The following is a 16,063-nucleotide window of genomic DNA, read 5'->3' on the forward strand; positions in this document are numbered from 1 at the left end:
TTATTCGTCGAGCTGCTCGTCTACGCTCTCATTCTCAATCGGTTGAATCGAAAGGCCCCGGCCTTCCAGTATCGGTCGGAGTCCATCACGGTCAAAGGAACGCTGGTCGTTCCGGACGTCACAACCGTACTGGTAGAGACACGAGGGGCACCCGTTTTCGCAATCACAGTCGAACTGCTCTCGCATCAGATTGACGCCGCGGTCGAAGGCTCGGAACTCTCCACCAGATTGCTCGAAGAGAAGTCGGGCGACATCGGCTCCGCCTTCCTGCGATTCGAAGATGTCGACTTGATCTTCACCGACGTGTTCGGCGAGTTCGCGGATGGTGACACCTCCGAGGTACTGTAGTGCGACGCGCAGTCCGTGGGCTAACGTGTGCGAGAGGTCGTGGTCGTCCAGATTAATCCGAACCCCCTGTGTATCGTAGCGGTAGCCGAGTCGGACGAACTCTGAGTCCGCCCCTCGGCCATCCGGGAAGTGATCAGGGTCAGCGCTACACCGTCGCTCGTCGTCGCCGTCTTTGTAGATTACCCCGGGACAGTTCTCCTCGCCACAGACCTCAAACAGCGTTTCCCGTGGGTCGACTTCGCCGGACTTGTACTTTGTCCGGTAGCCATCCGTACTGAGGAGCACCGAGTAGTCGCCGTACTCCAGCGTTCCGAGGCAATCGCCTTCGTCGGTTTGGAGTTCGAACGTCCGGTTCGCTTCGAAGTTAAGAATCGCTGTCTCACGTTCGGCGTAGGTATTCTGGACCTCCAGATTCGGTTCGTCATGCAGATATCGAGCCTCATCACCGTCCGAGGTTAGCTGGAGGTTGTCGTAATAGGCGTCGACCGAATTGAGTACGGCTAGTCGTCGTCGTTTCAGCGGGACGTTCGCCTCGCAATCACACTCGGCGGTGTTGAGGCCAAAGGTGGAGTGACACGCCGGGCAGACTAGTTCTTCTGCCAAGTGATTCTCTTCATCTACCGTTCCGTTCACCGCCTCTCGGAGGTCCGACCCCGACTTCTCATCGAAGCGGACTCGCGCGACGGTGTAGGTTTCTCTCCCGTCAAGGTACGCTGCACCTGGGTGTAACTCAGAGAGTGCCATCCGCATCGCTCGGCCACTTCCTTGATCACCGATTGCCCGCCGGTCATACCCTTCGTCAACCAGCGTGAAGCCAACCGTAGTCGCGACACTACGCATCGAGAAGTCGTACTTCGACTCTCTGGACTCCCTGAGAAAGTCGAAGTAACTCGACCGACCTAATTCTGAGAGGTAGTCATCAAGTACGTCAGTTCGGTCCATGAGCCCCCGGCGCTCGCTCATTATTCGACCCCGATCATCAGGGCCAGCACGCTGCATTTCACGTCGGAGTTTCCTATTGCGACGGCGTAGGGTCGCAAGTTCGTCTTCTAAGGACTGCTCGTACTCGCGGAAGTGGGTGATGTACCGGTCCTCAAAGCGAATGAGTGCCTCCTCAACGAGGTGACCGAATCGGTCACAAGCGTATACGACTCTTCCGTCACAGTCGCTACGTTCGCAGTCCGTCCGATCGTCGGTGGCCGCATACCGGCGCTCACAATCCTCACAATACTGGTAATCAAGCAGGGCGGTGAGGTGATCCTCAACTTCTGATTGGTGATCGTCGACGGCCTCGCCCAACACCGCCAGTTTCGAGTCGTCATTTCCAAGCGAGAGTGTGTCCGCTGTTATGGACATGACGTGAGTGAGTTTGCTAGCGTCCTCGCGGTCGTCTAGGTCACGCATACTGCGCCGATGGTACGTGTCGCCCCCATCGATTGATTTGGCCCGGCCGTAGTGGCTAACATCCCAAGGTATCGAGAAGTGCGCTGCTACGTAGTCGAAGATAGCCCAAGACAACGAGACACGCAGTACTTCCTCATTGTGCTCGTTCAACGGCACCGGCGTCGGGTCAGTGTCGATGAGTTTCTCGGGATGATCGTAGTAGTAGTAGTCGATGGGATTGCGCTGACTCACTGAGTGAACCATCGACGAATGTGAACTACGACCTGCCCGCCCAACCCGCTGGAGGTAGGCATTCATGTTCGGGGGCGTCCCGTACAGCAAGAGTGCATCAAGCGCTCCGATGTCGACGCCGAGTTCCATCGTGGGACCTGACGAAAGGTGGTGCGGATAGTTCTCTTCGCGGAAGAGGAACTCCAGTTCCCGGCGCTTGCGTTTGTCGGTCGTACCCAAGTACTCTTCTGAAATCAAAATCCGGGTCCCAGAGTACTCAATTCGGTGAGCACGCTGAGTGAACCGGGGATGAGTCGAAGAAGCACGTTCCGAGAGTGAGGCACCCGACGGAACCGTCTCCGAACTGTCTAAACCGAACTGGCGCTGGAGCGTCGTGTAGTACCGTTCGCTGTCGGGATCGAATCCAATCCCATCGTCATCCCCGGCAACCGTGACCGAGAGCGCCGAGGGGGCAAAAGAGACGTATGTCTCGGAGTGGCCGTACCCAAGGATTTCCCGATCGACCAGTTCCGCGACCACTGCCTCCGCTGAACGGTCAGCGCTTGGATCGTTGAACTTCTCAACGCGATAGTCGTTCCCCTCGACAATGAGGTCACGAACGATCGTTCGTTCGTCAGACGAGAGTGCGTCTAAGCCGGGCGCAAACCGCACATCGAGGAGCCCAACCGCCGACAGCGGGTCATCGCGCTCACCGAGACGCTGGCTGTAAACATGTGGGAGTGCCCGCCGGGTGAGTCGGTCTCGGAGAGAATCGTCGTCGTCCCACCGCCGCCGTGGCTGGTTTTTCAGTCGCGACTTGAGGTCAAACTCGACGTTCTGAGCTACACGGGGCGGTTCGAGCGTTTCGTTGAGATTCTCGATGGCATCGTTTGCGTACTTGAGAACACTATCGAAGGGAGCCCACGTTGTCTCGTCATCACTGGCCGTGGCACCACCGACCAGCAACTGGTCTAAGAGCGTCTCAACCTCCGGTTCTGAGAAGTCTCGGCTGAGTTCCTTCATGTCACGGTGGGAGTCCGCAAATGACAGGAGTTTGGCCGCCTGCTGCCCTTCGTCATCGGCGACTGCACGCAACAAGTACTGCGATGTTGTCGCTGCGAGGTTGTTCGGACTCCGCATTAGTTCATCAAACCGCCGACCGATTTCGTATCGTGCGTATCGATGTGGACACGGTACTGCTATCGACTGGTCGCTCATCGTGTGAATCCGACCCTGCGTGTCGAGGGTCTTGTATGCCTGATGGGAACCAATCCGGGGATGGACCTCCGGGTCATCGCAGTCGCACCCTTCCGAACCCAGAAAGGCGGTGTCACACGCTTGGCAGTGCTGGTCTCGCTGGACTTCGAATAATCCCCGTTTCACAAACGACGTGCTACCGCAGTCACAACGCTCGGGGGTTCCATCGAAATGAATACGGCCACATCCATCATTCGAACAGACCCATGGGACGTACTTGGTCGAGGTGAGTGCCGACCCACAGTCGCCGCAATTGTTCGGGACCTCGTCGGATTGCTCGTAGATTGTCCCACAATCGGGACAGTCGAATCGTCCGTCACTGGCAACAATCTCGAAGTCAGCCCCGGCACAAGACTGGCACGTACGCTCGACTTGATGAGTGGATTCGCATGCTGGGTTAATACAAGAGAACGTATCGGAATCCGTTCTGACGGTTCGTGCCGTACAATCGTCGCACTCGTGAGTAGTCGTTCGCTCTGTCGTCTGGCCACAGTCACGACATCGGAGGTAGGGCTGGAAAGTCGTCCGAACCATCTCAACCTCTTCTTCACGAGCCGTCTCACAGCGCTTGCAGATATGCACCTCGTCCTGGCTGACGGACCCGTGTTCAGTAGGAGTGTAGGGTTCTAATTGGTCACACTCCGGACAGTACCACGCAATGAGGTGCTCGTCGCTACAATGCCGGCAGTAGGTTGCTCTGGTGATGAACTCGAACCCACACTCTCGACAGTCGTCTTGAGGAGACCGGTATACAGCATCACAGGCGGGACACGTGTAGAATCCGTCGATTGGCCAAGAGAACACGTGACTCCGATTCTCCAAGATTCCTGAAAACTCCCCGAGAGTTCGCACGTTAGCGACCAACGTCTCAGCCTCGTCTTTGCCGAGGCTCAGGGCACTCGCGACCTTGTCGTGAAGTTGCTGCCGAGTCAAAGGGTCGTCGTATAACAACTGGTGTACATACTGGACCACCTGAACACCGGGATCATCTCGCTCCTCCGTGAGGTGGTCAAAGAGGGCGTCGGCCACGAGCGCTTCTCGCCGGTCGCGATTGTATTGCGATGCGTTCTCCAAGGTGTAGTTGAACGACCCAACTCCAGGAATAGTGTCGTCAGGGTCTGCCGTGGCTTGGAGAATTCTATCGGTCGATAGTGTCTCTCTGACTAACTGCTCTGGCACAGTAGAGGGCGTCACGTCGTCGAGTTCTCGTGGCGATTCACTCACCTGCGTGACGTCAATCGCGCCGCTCACCTTCTGGAAGAGTTCGACATCATTCTCGACGGTCGCGCTACTCGCGATGAGTTGTAGATTGTTCGTCCCACGGGCTTTGCGCAACTTCTGCACCCGCTTCATCAACATCGAGGTGTAACTCCCGAACAGACCGTCATAGGTGTGGACTTCGTCAAACACGAGGAATTCGGGCTCATATATGAACCGCTCATGCTCGTCCTCCGCGTTAGTGTTGATGAGTCGGTAGTTGATTGTGTCCGGGTTCGTGAGCAGGATGTCGACCCCATTCTCGAGAATATCGTACTTTGTCAATCGGAGGAAGTCGAGTGGAACGTCGTTTGGAGTATCGTCCTCACAGTCGGCTTTTTCTGGAATCAGCTTGAATCGCGAACCCATGTTCCGAATCCGGACCCCACCACCGCAGTCCTGACATTTCGACAATTCGTCATTGTATCCTGGACACTCGAAGTGCCGGAAGGTGGCATTGAGGTACCCTTCTGACCCAGACTCACTGACGTTACGTGGGGTATCCCCGTCGTAGATTCCGACAGTAATCCGGTGTTTGGATTTCAGGTGCTTATTAATGAGGTAGAGATACTGTAGCAGTCGCTTGAGTTGGTCCTGAGCCAGCGCTTTTGTCGGGTAGATAAGCGTGGCTTTGACGCTGGTATCCTCCTCATCGTCACCACGACGTTTTGTCTCCAGAATTCGATTGAGGATTGGTATGAGCCATGCCTCGGTTTTCCCCCGCCCCGTTGCGGCAGTAATGACGGTATCGTCGCCTTCGAGGATGGCTTCGATGCTTCGCTCCTGAAAGTCGTAGAGGCGCTCAAAGCCGATTTGTGAGAATGCACGCCGGATATGAGGTTCCAACTGCGACGACTGCGCGAATGTTTCCCATGACCGGTTGCTCCAGTTCGGGATATCGAGTGCTTGGAGGTACGGGCCACGCATACCGGAAATACCGTCCTCACCGTCGGCAAGCCTACTCTCGACGCTCCGTGCAGCACGTCCACCTCGACCGATGAAGTAATCGCGGTAGGCAGTCCGCATCTCTTCCGCACGGTTGACTGGATCGTCCATGGTTAGAGGCTGAGTTTGACTGCCGATTCCAGTTCGCTGACGCTCTTCATCTCCTTCAACGAGTTGAGCGAGGCGTCAGCCAGCGTGAGTTGCTCTGACTTACTGAGCTTCCGAATCTCGTCGACAGTAGAGTCTGAGAGGTTGTGCTCCTCTTGGAATGCGTCGAAGCTCTGTAACGATTGGTGCTTCTCCCAGTTACTGGTAGCTCGCCCCCACTGGCGGACGAAATTCGTTGCACTGTCGCTCGAATCCATCATCTCACGCCTGAGCAACCGTCGGATTTGGTTTAGCGCCCGGTTGAAATCCTTACTTTGGCTACCGAGGATGGACTGGAGTTCTTCGGCGGCACGAACTTTCTCCTCCCACTCCGTCCTCCCCTTCCAGTTTTGACCACCGTTTTTGATTAGTTTCTTGATTTGGTTGGTCGCCTGCTTGAGTTGGCGTTTCGCTGCCTCAATTTGAGATATTTGAGTTTCAACCTCCTCGGTCAGTTCCACAGTCACTCGACTGCCGCTATCCGTGCTCACCTCGTTGAGGTTGATTTCCTCCTGGCCTATGTCGCCGGTTTGGACGTTCGCCAGAAGTTCTTCTTGCGTCACGCTTGCGGCCTTCTTTGCCAGTTGAACTGCATCGATGGTCGCTGTCGGTGCCGACCCACCGAGAGCATCTTCGAGAACTGTTTTGTAGTATCTCAGTTCACCAAGGCTACCTACAAGTTCGTCAAGTTCGCCGTTCAGTTCGTGGATGTTGTGTTCCGCGACCGAGACGTGATACTGGGTGTTCTGTGCTTGCTTGTGTTCCTTTGCTTTCCCTTCCAGCGCCTCAACGGTTGCCGGTAGCGATAGTGAACTAGACATGTTATAGTTCCTCCGTCATCGAGTGAATTTTCTGACGTTTTTGCTCGTAGTTGCTGTACTCGTCGAGTTGTTTGATACGGTGCTCGAGGTCAACTCCTGTGGCGTGTTCCTCGGCTTGTAAATCGCTAATCAGGCCGTCGAGGGCCTCATATACCTCCCAGGCTGCTTGTTCGTGACGGCTTCGTGCGAAGTCATGTAGCCGAGCAACCAGTGACACTCCTGTCGCATCGTCCATATTCTGGAACTGTTGGAGGTCATCTCGGAACGAAGACAGACCGAGATCTTTTGGGGAGGTGTCGTCCCCCCCGTTAATGCCGAGCAACTCGCGTGCCCGTTCGTAGGACTTCTTGTCGCTCACGTTCATCACGCCGCGACAGGCCTCTAACGTGTTAAACCAGTCTGCTAAATCCGAAGCCGTGTGGCTGCTGTCGTACCAGCGCTCGACCGGTTCGAGGGTTTCACTGATGTGTCCGGCGTCGTCGTCGACGGTGAGTCGCTGTAGTTCGGTCGCATAATCCGAGATACGGTCGAACAGAGTAGCGATTGTGGTGTTCGCCTGCTTTCGAGTAGTCCCGATTTTATACGCATCAGCGAGGTCGCCCGTGTCGATCATCATCGCGGCATCGATGTACTCTTCCAAGTCCTCTGCCATCATCTCGCGGGATTCTGATAGACGTTCGAAGTCTACGACATTCGATTTCAGGAGGAAGAAACCCTCCACGAGGTCGCCTATATCTCCTGAGGATAGCGTCAGATTTTCGAATGCTTCTCCGAACGCGCTGTCCGAGTCGAAATGATCGGCGAGGGCTCTCCCGTAGGCCTGATTACTATCGTACTCTTCGAAGACGACTTCCGTAGGGAGATTCCCGTCCTCAACTTCGTATCCGCGAGCGGCGTTCACTAGGAAAATTTGGGCCAGGACGAGGGTTTCTTCGATGGTGAGTTCCTCAGGGAGGCATGCCTCAATCTCCTCACGCATTTTCTGTTTGAACTGAGCAACGTTAGTATCCGCCCACGCTCGGAGTTGATCGAAGTCTGTCGTTTCGGGGTCGAACACATCGAATAGACCGTACATCAGCATCGAGGTGTACAGGTCGTTGTGTTTCACTCCCCACTCAAGTTCGACGTCGATGCTGGCCTGGCGTTGTTGGTCCCCCTGGATGGATACTGGAATGGTGTCACCGCTTGCGTAGTAGATGCTGCCAACCGACCGGGTTGAGGCGTTTGGATTTCCGAGTTGGGTGGGTTCGTGCCAACGCTCAAGTGCGGTGACCGCTCCTCTGTGAAGTGTGTCTGAACTGGGGTACTCTTCGCCGCTTGTCACCCAATCCTGAAACTCTTGGTACTTATGTTGACGCTCACGTTTCTCTTCGGAGAGTTCGGGGTCTTCGAGGACCTCTACTTCTTCTTCGACATCGGGTTCGTCGTCTCCTTCGCCTTCCTCATCTCCGTCACTCTCCTCTGTTCCATCAGCTGCCTCTTCTTCGTCGGGATCTTCAGTCTCGAGAGTTCGTTTGGGGGTCGGCGGGTTCTTGATTTTGCTCAGAACAGCGCTTCCTTTGCCTTTTTTTGAACACGACGAAGCCGCCTTTGACGGTGACTTCATTGTCGTCAGGGATGTCGATACCATACGTCTCGAAAACACCAACCCTAACGCCAATTCCACCTTCAACGGGGACGCCGTACCACCGACTGACATCTCGATAAATCTGGTCGTACTTCATGTCGACCTCGAAGGTCGGCGTATCGACGAACGCGTTCGATTTCATCGCCTCGAATGGAGGTCGAGTCGATTTGAGGCAGTGTTTCACCACTCGGAGGAGAAGCAATCGTGGCGTCTTTCGACTGCTCCCTTCGTCGTTCAACTGCCGGTAGGCGACCTGAACGAATCGTTCGTTGAATGGGTACAGGCCATCGAACGCCTCCTCTACATCCTCTGGAACACCTTCTTCCCCCGAATTCCGCTTGATAGCATTCAGGTATGACCGGGCGAGCGCGATTGAGGCGTCGTCGTCAAGGAAGTACGCTTCTCCATCCTCATCGGTCATCGTGAGGAACCCCTCCGAACGACCTTTCATGTAGGTCGCCGCATCGCTCCGTGCGAATGCGTCGTCAATGTTGTCCTGCTCCCAGCCAATCGTCCACCCCAGGACGATATCGTAGCAACTACTACTGAGCTCGAAGATGTGGTCCAGTAGCTGTTCCTTCAAAACGCTAAACGTCGTGAGATCCTCGCAGATGAGCACCGGACGAATTCCTTGTTCCTGATACAACTCTGAATACTCCTGAAGTTGCTCTTTGAAGTCCCCAACGAGGTTTCGTGAGAGATACTCGTGAGCCTCATTCTTGAGGACCGGGAAAAGTATGTCCCTGTCATCTGTGAGTTTGTCACTGAAGCTCAACTGGAGTCGAAGGCGGCGGTAGTCACTGCGCGTTAGCAGGTTGAAATCGGGATTTTCGTCTCGTGAGTCAAGGGCTTCTTGATATCCTTGAATATTCTTGGCGAAAATGTCTCGTAGATCACCGCTGTCGGCTCTTGCCTCGGTCAATTCTTGAACCTCAGCGTCAGTGAAGTGATCGGTCGACCAAATCCCACGCAGATACTCGACGATAGCACTTGCAGCATCATCGGGATTGAGATCGTCGATATTCCCGACGTCGGGATTGACATCCAAGGGTTCAGTCAGGACATCGACAATCTGGCCCATCCGTGTCTGGCTTCTGGAAACGTGTAGTGCGACGTAGTCCTCAATGCCGTCGTCGTTTTCGCCGTAGCCGTTGATCTGGTGCTTTGTCCACTCGCATAACTGGCTCTTGCCCGACCCGGGTTCACCTCTCAGGATGAAGATCCGGTTCGGATCGGTCAGATTGGAGGCAGTAATGGATTCCAGTACCTGCTCTTGGGTGACGAAGCCACCAGAGACGCCGAGTGGCGTCAACGTGTCCGCATAAATCCGGTCGATGTCGACGTGCGTCTCCCTGAACTGGTCGGGTGTCTTCTTCTTCGTGTGAGCTTCTGAGGTGATGAAGTGGTCGACTTGGTCGTCATCCCAGTAGCGGGGCATGTCGCCAAGTTCCGTTGGTGTAGAGGTTTGCTGACTCATTGGTGGATGAGGAACTGATTTAGCGGGTACTGGTACGCCGTTTCGTCCGGACACGAGTGAATCGAGACGTGGGTCACGCTTCGTCGGTTCCCACGGCGGTCTTCACCGAGGTTCGGGGGCGGCAGTTTCACTTCATTTTTCGCGTCACCCGGAGCGGACAACGATAGAACCCCGCCGTCCTCCATGTTACGTAGTACGTCAGCTATTGCGGGGTGTACCCGCAGTGCGCCGGACCGTTTCAGATAGACTGTGAATAGATTCTCGTGAATCCAGTCAAGAATGTGCCTGAACTCTCCATCTTCGATTGAACCAGTATCATACCCGACTTCCGCGTCCGAATTTGCTGGTGCCAAGCTGAACGCGCAGTACATCAGTGCTCGACAGGGACTCATGACGATTCCGTCATCTGTCTCAGAGATGAGGCCCAAGCCCTCACACAGCGTTACCCACATGTCGATTTTCTCGTTGGTCCAACTGAAGTCGTAGTCCGTCTCACGCTTTAAGATGGTCCGAACGTCGTCACGGTCAGCACTGACGACCCTACGCTCCTCGCTCATCAGAGCATGATGGAGGTCAGTAAAGTGTTGCTGGCGACCTTTCTGCTGGTTACAGTGGTACAGCAGGCGAGCCTCAAAAGGAAGTCCCTCGAAATGGTCTTCATTGATTTTCTGGACTGTATCTCTGATATCGCCGCTAGGGCTTTCAGCTAGGTCAACGGCGTTGAGGAATCGTATCGTCTCCTCGATGTGTTCCGTCTTGATTCCGTCGCTGGTTGGGCGGCCAAACTTGCTCGTGATTTCAGAGACGCTGGTTGGCCCCTGAAGTGAGCCGTAAATATGTTTGAGTTCTGGTGCCCGAACCGAGATAAACCCGGTGAGTAACTTGTCCGGCTTGTTGCTTGCCGATGTGTATGTGCTGCTCATATGTCCCCCTGATGGCGGTAGCGGTAGTTGTCGAGCCGTGGTTCTTCGAATTCGATCAACTCGAGCATGTCGAGCATACGATTGGCGACCTGCTGGGTTGGACCACGTTCGGTCCATGACCGAAGCGCTTCTCTGATTCGCTCTGAGTAATCCTCGAGTACGTTATCGACGTCCTCACGAATGAGGTAGTAGAGCGGCTCCCATGCCGGACTGTCGGCCGGAATCTTGGTGTAGTCGAACAACTTTGGGATAGACCCGGCATCCAGACCTGCTGCCTTGTGATGAGCAGATACATTGTGGAAATACAGGTTCTGCGTCGTTGACAACGAGAGGTCTGTCTCGAAGTTGTACTGTAGATACTGCTTCAGCAGTGCTTTGTGGTCGACAACCGTGCACTCGAACTCGTCGACGAACGATTTCCCCGGCTTTTTCGTGTGCCTTGGCATCATAGGGGTATTCGTGTCCGTGACGAGTACGTAGGGTACCCCCTCTGGCCGAATTCGAAGTAATTGGCGGACGATGTCCTGATCGTCATAGGTCCGATTTTCATCTTGGAGTTCACCGGTCAGCATCTCTTGGCTGACGTAGTGAACAAGTGGAAACGCAACGTCTCCGACACCATTCTCTCGTAGAGACTCATTCGCGGTCATCTCGTACTCGACGAGTCGCAATCCGTTATCGTAGATTCCGGGATGTGCGACTGCTTCGAGGCCGAACTTTGTCAGCAACGGGAGTGACCTGAGTTGTGCGCGGGCCTGTGTTCCTGACTTGGCGAGTTGTGGATCTTGAACTACGAGGAACGAATCTCGCGTTCCGATGAACTCTGCTAATGTCGGTCGGTGAGTATCGGGGGGGTCTGTCATCGTTTGTGGCTTGGGAGTTTGCGTGGCGCCGGGGTGGGATGGACGCCCAGTCGAACACATCTGAATCCATAGCAGTAGCTACGGGCCGAATCGACCATTTCTGGCCACCTCGAGTGGGATGCTGTCGTATACCGCTCATGTTGCACGTTGCTTAAACCTATCGTGTAGGCGACATTATCGTGGTCGGAGATATGGCTCTTCGCCCTGACAGAGTCACCCACCAGAGTCAAGTGTGCGAACGATTGGCAGTTTCATTGGCACGATTATATATCTATCGTGAGTGAAACAACTCCGGCTTGTTTGCATTAATTCGATACAATTCGAGACGTGATTGTTCATAATCGGATTGTCTGAGTGAATGCAAGCCCGATTGTATGCCAAAACCGTGCTGTCTGTTGCACTATTTCGGAACAGTAAGGGTCCTCGAACTGTGTGAAATGGGTATGCGCACCTATCTCGCACCGCTTGGTTTCGACAGTCGGCGTGTAGTGCGCCCTGTTCTAAGTGAAGGACTTGAACCTAGTGACTGCGTCTTGTTGCTTCAACCCGCTACTGGGTCTAAGCGCGGAGACGACGCGCATGACGAAGTGAAAGATGTTCTTACACAGGTGGTTGAAAATCTTGATTTGAATGTAGAGACATTACCGTACTCGGATTTTGTGGAGACAACCTTGAACTGTGTCGACCTCATTCAGGAGTCCGAAGGCGAAACCATTGTCATCCTCGGCGGGGGTGCTCGAGAGATCCTCCTGCCACTCACCGTTGCGACATTCACCAGTGTTGATAGCATAGACACAATCCTTCAAGTGGGGGATATCGACAGTAGCGTTCGACGGATTCCCCAATTGAATCTCCGAGGGAACGTCTCGGATGCCGAAACCGAACTACTGAGCAACCTTGACCAATTACCGACATCACTTTCGATCAGCCAGATTGCAAACGAGTTGGACAAGTCGAAGAGCACAATCACTCGCCACGTCAATAGTTTGGAATCGGAGGGTTTCGTCTCGGCCAAGAAAGAAGGGAGATCGAAGCATGTCTCGATAACCGATAGCGGGCGTGTGTTCCTGAAGACACGACGAGTATCGAAATTTTGAGCTGTTTTATCTCTATATTTCCATGGACAAAATATTATCTGAGGTTCACATTGAGGGTCGACTTGTGACTCCGCACTGCTCACCAGAATACGAAAACTAACCCAATAGATGTCTAACGATTGCCACCGCCGTTGAACTCTGGTTCACCCGAAATTCGTCCGATAGCACCGTTAAGCGAGTAGACGAGTGCCTCCGCAAATTCGAACGCTGGCTCGCGAGTCAAACCTGAAACAGGACGAGTGACAAATTCTTCACCATCGGAGTTTACTCCGGTGATTGCCATAACCGTGTAGTCGGCATCACCCATTGTACCGTCAAGTCGAATGAAAATCGACGAATCGGAATCGTATACCCACTCAACGAGGTAGTCGTCGTGTATCTGCTCAGTCCACCCTGGAGGGTAGTAGTCTATCAAGTCGGTTTCACTCTCAGGCATCGTGTATCACCGGGTTGTCCGTAATCGCATATAATAGTAGGTCTAATACGATACTATGACACAAAATGATAGCCACGGGTCACCTCTGTTGGACGTCTATTTAGGCATTCTTGAGGGCATATTATAAACTCCTCTGAACGATTTCTGTTGTGATTTCTGCTTCATCGGCCTCTGTTGCCGAGTCTAGCACCCGACTACAGACGGCGAGAATTTGCCGAATGTTCCCCTGTGCTCGTTGTAAGATGACCTCAAGACTTTCTTCGGTGAACGGGTGTATCGTGTTCCCAGTTGGTTGGTCAATGCGTTCACGGGCCAAATAATCTGCAATCAAGTCCGTGAGATGCTCTGCAGTCAACGGTCGAAGGGCGACCTCCTGACCGATACGCTCGCTGAACGCATGGTACTCACTCATCACGTCCTGCCACACCTCTGGAGCGCATCCAAAGAGCATACACAGTCCATCAGCATTCTGATCCATCAGATGACGGATACTGTTGAGTGTTGTCTGCTCGTCTTTCGGGGAGAGGCGTGCGATACTTTCGAACTCATCCACGAAGACGAACACCGCGGTATAGCCGAGTTCGAGTAGCGTATTCTTGAGCGCCGTGAACGCGCGGACGCCCATCGTATCGTCGTCAAGTGCGCTGTGAATCTCCATCTCCTTGCGCTGCTCGTAGCGAATGCCCTCTGCAGTGAGCCATTGCCACGCGTATAGGTTGGTGTCTTCGTAGACCAAATGGACGAGTGCACGGGCGAAGTCTGCGAACTTGGTCACGTCACTGAGCCGCCGAATTGCTTCCGGGATAATTTCGGACAGCAACACGTCTCCGCCGTCAATGAGGGCTTTCATTGCGGTCGCATCCTCTGGGTATGAATTCGTTTCGTCACGTGCGACGTCTGCGAGAAATTCGTAGGCAATTGTCTGCAGGCGCTCGAATCCAAGGTCGTAGACGAACTCGTGATAGATATCGACGAACCCTTCGCCGGGCTGGGCGACGTAGCCTACGATCACATCGTCACGTTCGCGTAGCAACGACCGAGTGTACTTCAGGGTGTGCGACTTCCCGTTTCCGTACTTTCCAGTCACGACGAGGTGCTTGGATTTCCCCGTCGCGAGCACCGACGAAACGGTCGAACTGATAACCCGTGATACGTGCTGTTGGCCACAGTAGAGTTCAGGATCTTCGGCTGGGACCGGACTATATGGGAATGGATTACCGGCTAGGTCGTACCGGGAGTAATCGCGCTGCTCATCGCTGATGGTGAAGGTGTTCGTCATTGTGCTGGATTGTAACTGAGTTCGCGGTCGTGGACTGCGAGGTAGTAATACCGTTTGTCGTACAGTTCAACGCCGGCAAGGACCTGCTCGGTGGACTGTGAGGTCGAAACGAGGTCGTTGTTGTCAGCGCGGGTGATCTGTTTGATACCGAGAGCAGCGTCTTTCGCGGCTGTGTCGATTGGAGCCCCTGAGAGTTCGAGTCGGCCAACGTTCTGCTGAGCGACAGCGACGACGGCGTCGTCGAATGCCATGCGGGGACACCCGACCCGTTCGCACAGATGTTCACGAAGTTTCGGAATCGCGAGATACCGTTGCCGCAGTGCGACGCCGGCCGTCTCCTCCAAGTCGTCGAACACTGCGAGCAGAAGGTAGACGAAGTTTCCCGGTACTTCTGCTTGAGTCACGGGATAGTACGTCCCAGTGAATGCGTTTCGCTGGATTCGCCCCAGTCGTTCCCCCCAGTCACCGAGCACCTCGATACTCGTCTGGTTGTATGTGCGGCCGGTGTGTGCTTCTCGGTCGGCAAGTTCGTCTAGGACGGTTGCTTGGTCTGCCGGTGCGACCGAATCTAGTGCCGTCAAGAACGCACCGTAGTGGGGGCTTCGCGCTTCGAGGATGTCACTGACTCTTAACCAGTCCTCCGCTCGGATACCTTTCAGAAACTCGTGGCCAACACGGGTCGTCATGAACCACGACTCTTCATCGTCAGCAGGAGTATGCTCGGCGATGAGACCGATTCGAAGAGCCTCAAGGATGGTTGTCCGGGCCCGTCGACGACTGACGCCTGTTGCCTCTTTGAATTCATCTGTCGTTCGACTCGTTCCTTCACACAGGTGAGTCGCCTCGGTCAGACGAGCGAGCGTCACCGGACGAACCGTTGGACGCTCGCTCATGCAAGCCTCCGAACTTGCTGTTTCGCCATATTGTACGCGCGTTTCGTGACCTCGTTGCCCTCGAATCGTAGATCAAGATACGTTTCGACGTCGCGACCCGACTCTGCAATATACTGGAACCGGCGGAGTTCGGTCGCCAGTGCCCAGAGGTTGTGCCGCGTGAGTGCTGTCCGGTCCTCTCGGATATCGTCGAGACTCCGCTGCCCGCAAATCGGACAGGGACAAGGGAGTCGCTCGAGGTTCTCAATGTCGCGTAACTCTTCGCGACCAAATCCTGGTATGAGGTAGTTTCGATGGCTGGCACCACGGATGAACGAAGACGAGTCGAAGCTATCGACGCCGAGATACAACAATAGGGAGAGGTATGCACATCCGCCTAGACCGTAGACGTGGAGCGGTTTTTCGGTCGCCGTGCGGGCGGCCAGAATTAGTTTTGTTACCTTTCGATAGTCCGTACGAATCGGCACCATGCTGCCGAGGGCGTAGCCATCAAACGTCCCTCGTCGCTCTAAGTAGCGGATACTGTTCCGAATCGTCTCTGGATCATACCCGTGGATGCTTGCGAAAAGAAGCGCATCGTCGTCGTGTCGATCGCTCGCCTCCAACGCATATTGGATACTCTGTTCGATCCGACGCTGGTTCTCTGCTGCTCTTTTTTCTCTCGATAGAGGAAGATCAACGGTCCCGTAGACATCTGCTTCCAACTGCCTTTGAGTATCTAGCGTCCGTTCTGGTGTCGTATCGACTTCTTTAGAGGCGAAGTCAAATCCTCCACTGTCTGCGAAGACGATGGTGTCGTCTGGAACTCCCATCTCTTCTCGGAGTGACCGGCCGCCGGTCAATCGCTCCCACATCGGGGTTCGGTTTCGTATCGATCGCGTGTTTATCATCGCAACTGGGAAGTCTGGAATCGATTCGACATACTCTGGGGTGTTGTCACTCGACCGTTTGCCAATATTCCGAACGGGGAAGAGGACTGGTGTGTCGAGTGTCCCGTGGGGAAGATCGAGTGTTCGTCGTCTATACAGCATACCACCCGCTCCGATTATCTGCCATATCACATAGATAATTGGTCAGTA

Annotated in this window: 10 protein-coding genes; 1 reads left to right on the forward strand and 9 read right to left on the reverse strand. The window is 54.5% G+C overall.

The window, feature by feature from the left end; translation table 11 throughout:
* The 5 genes from GQS65_RS16655 to GQS65_RS16675 form a co-directional block, all read right to left on the reverse strand.
* Positions 1-5,532 (reverse strand): DEAD/DEAH box helicase, encoded by a 5,532-nt coding sequence (locus GQS65_RS16655; RefSeq protein ID WP_158205756.1) that lies wholly within the window; start codon positions 5,530-5,532, stop codon positions 1-3.
* Between the two features lie 2 nt (positions 5,533-5,534).
* Positions 5,535-6,389: a hypothetical protein gene (locus GQS65_RS16660; RefSeq protein WP_158205757.1), complete on the reverse strand. Its 855-nt coding sequence runs from the start codon at positions 6,387-6,389 to the stop codon at positions 5,535-5,537.
* Position 6,390: 1 nt separating this feature from the next.
* Positions 6,391-8,019, reverse strand: coding sequence for a hypothetical protein (locus GQS65_RS21725; protein WP_233265164.1), 1,629 nt, complete (start codon positions 8,017-8,019; stop codon positions 6,391-6,393).
* 1,470 nt (positions 8,020-9,489) lie between these two features.
* Positions 9,490-10,416 (reverse strand): hypothetical protein, encoded by a 927-nt coding sequence (locus GQS65_RS16670; protein WP_158205758.1) that lies wholly within the window; start codon positions 10,414-10,416, stop codon positions 9,490-9,492.
* Positions 10,413-11,279, reverse strand: coding sequence for a hypothetical protein (locus tag GQS65_RS16675; protein WP_158205759.1), 867 nt, complete (start codon positions 11,277-11,279; stop codon positions 10,413-10,415). Before GQS65_RS16675 ends, GQS65_RS16670 begins: the two co-directional genes overlap by 4 nt.
* 443 nt (positions 11,280-11,722) lie before the next feature.
* On the opposite strand from GQS65_RS16675, the gene csa3 reads away from it, so the two are divergent.
* Complete coding sequence (csa3, locus tag GQS65_RS16680; protein WP_158205760.1) at positions 11,723-12,376, forward strand: CRISPR-associated CARF protein Csa3; 654 nt, start codon at positions 11,723-11,725, stop codon at positions 12,374-12,376.
* A 112-nt stretch (positions 12,377-12,488) separates the two neighbouring features.
* On the opposite strand, the gene GQS65_RS16685 is transcribed toward csa3, so the two are convergent.
* From GQS65_RS16685 to GQS65_RS16700, 4 genes are all read right to left on the reverse strand, one after another.
* The gene (locus tag GQS65_RS16685; protein ID WP_158205761.1) at positions 12,489-12,812 is read right to left on the reverse strand and encodes a hypothetical protein; all 324 of its coding nucleotides are present in this window, start codon (positions 12,810-12,812) and stop codon (positions 12,489-12,491) included.
* Positions 12,813-12,933: 121 nt separating this feature from the next.
* Positions 12,934-14,091, reverse strand: coding sequence for a BREX system ATP-binding domain-containing protein (locus tag GQS65_RS16690; RefSeq protein ID WP_158205762.1), 1,158 nt, complete (start codon positions 14,089-14,091; stop codon positions 12,934-12,936).
* On the reverse strand, positions 14,088-14,984 hold the full coding sequence (locus GQS65_RS16695) for a hypothetical protein (protein ID WP_158205763.1): 897 nt from the start codon (positions 14,982-14,984) through the stop codon (positions 14,088-14,090). Before GQS65_RS16695 ends, GQS65_RS16690 begins: the two co-directional genes overlap by 4 nt.
* Positions 14,981-16,015: a tRNA-guanine transglycosylase gene (locus tag GQS65_RS16700; protein WP_158205764.1), complete on the reverse strand. Its 1,035-nt coding sequence runs from the start codon at positions 16,013-16,015 to the stop codon at positions 14,981-14,983. The genes GQS65_RS16695 and GQS65_RS16700 overlap by 4 nt, the downstream gene beginning before the upstream one ends.
* Positions 16,016-16,063 lie beyond the last annotated feature (48 nt).

The sequence above is a fragment of the Halomarina oriensis genome, from assembly GCF_009791395.1.
GTDB classification, from domain to species: domain Archaea; phylum Halobacteriota; class Halobacteria; order Halobacteriales; family Haloarculaceae; genus Halomarina; species Halomarina oriensis.

What these genes read in the sequence shown, in the direction of transcription:
- GQS65_RS16655 (WP_158205756.1), bottom strand. Translation starts at nt 5,532, where the DNA reads ATGGACGATCCAGTCAACCGTGCGGAAGAGATGCGGACTGCCTACCGC.
- GQS65_RS16660 (WP_158205757.1), bottom strand. Translation starts at nt 6,389, where the DNA reads ATGTCTAGTTCACTATCGCTACCGGCAACCGTTGAGGCGCTGGAAGGG.
- GQS65_RS21725 (WP_233265164.1), bottom strand. Translation starts at nt 8,019, where the DNA reads ATGGTATCGACATCCCTGACGACAATGAAGTCACCGTCAAAGGCGGCT.
- GQS65_RS16670 (WP_158205758.1), bottom strand. Translation starts at nt 10,416, where the DNA reads ATGAGCAGCACATACACATCGGCAAGCAACAAGCCGGACAAGTTACTC.
- GQS65_RS16675 (WP_158205759.1), bottom strand. Translation starts at nt 11,279, where the DNA reads ATGACAGACCCCCCCGATACTCACCGACCGACATTAGCAGAGTTCATC.
- csa3 (WP_158205760.1), top strand. Translation starts at nt 11,723, where the DNA reads ATGCGCACCTATCTCGCACCGCTTGGTTTCGACAGTCGGCGTGTAGTG.
- GQS65_RS16685 (WP_158205761.1), bottom strand. Translation starts at nt 12,812, where the DNA reads ATGCCTGAGAGTGAAACCGACTTGATAGACTACTACCCTCCAGGGTGG.
- GQS65_RS16690 (WP_158205762.1), bottom strand. Translation starts at nt 14,091, where the DNA reads ATGACGAACACCTTCACCATCAGCGATGAGCAGCGCGATTACTCCCGG.
- GQS65_RS16695 (WP_158205763.1), bottom strand. Translation starts at nt 14,984, where the DNA reads ATGAGCGAGCGTCCAACGGTTCGTCCGGTGACGCTCGCTCGTCTGACC.
- GQS65_RS16700 (WP_158205764.1), bottom strand. Translation starts at nt 16,015, where the DNA reads ATGCTGTATAGACGACGAACACTCGATCTTCCCCACGGGACACTCGAC.